The sequence below is a fragment of the Streptomyces sp. AC627_RSS907 genome (assembly GCF_019049165.1).
In genome coordinates this window covers 1-650 of sequence record NZ_JAGMUE010000473.1, presented here as the reverse complement: position 1 = coordinate 650, position 650 = coordinate 1, and the positions used below count along the sequence as shown (strand labels likewise).

Sequence of the window (650 nt, the reverse complement as noted above, 5' to 3'; positions counted from 1 at the left end):
GCCGCCACCCGAGCCGAAAAGAGACTCGCCACCCGGCCGCAAAAAGAGTAGAGCCGGGCTCCCGTGGGCCGTTACCGTCCTTCCGCCCGCAGTCATCCGCTCTCCGGACAAGGACGTGCCGTTGTACACCCAGTGAGAACCCCCGAGCGCTGTTCCGTCGCGCGTCGCAGTCCTGTGCGCCGCGCTGCTTTTCGCTGCGGTCCTCTCACTGGAAACGGGATTTCTCTGTGTCCACAACCCGGGTGGTTTTCCCCACCTCGCTGTCGGTCGTCCTCCGCCGTTGTTCCCTGTCCGCCTCCGCGCGTTTCCGGGTGACCACCACCTTCCGCCTCACCCTCACCCACCAGCCCCTCGCCGCCCGACTCCGCGCCTCGGCCGTCGTCGACCGGCCGGCCTGGCAGTCCCCGTACGGCCCACCGCAGCGCCGCTCCCACCGTGGCCGGTGGGTGCCCGAGCCGGGGGTGGGCCGGTCGCTGCCCGTCGTCGTGCGGCGCGGCCAACTGTGTGAGCAGTGCGACTGATCGGTTCGTGATGCGGTTCGGTCGGGGCGTGCGGTCTGGCCGTACGCCCCGACCCCGGCCCCAGCCCCAGCCCCGGCCCCGCGTCAGGTAGCGGGTGCTGCTGTCTGGGGCTGCGCGCTGGCCATGCCC

At 71.7% G+C, this 650-nt stretch carries 1 protein-coding gene; it reads left to right on the top strand.

What is annotated here, in order from left to right; translation table 11 throughout:
- Positions 1-311: 311 nt before the first annotated feature.
- Complete coding sequence (locus KUM32_RS36530) at positions 312-521, top strand: hypothetical protein (protein ID WP_217146190.1); 210 nt, start codon at positions 312-314, stop codon at positions 519-521.
- Positions 522-650 lie beyond the last annotated feature (129 nt).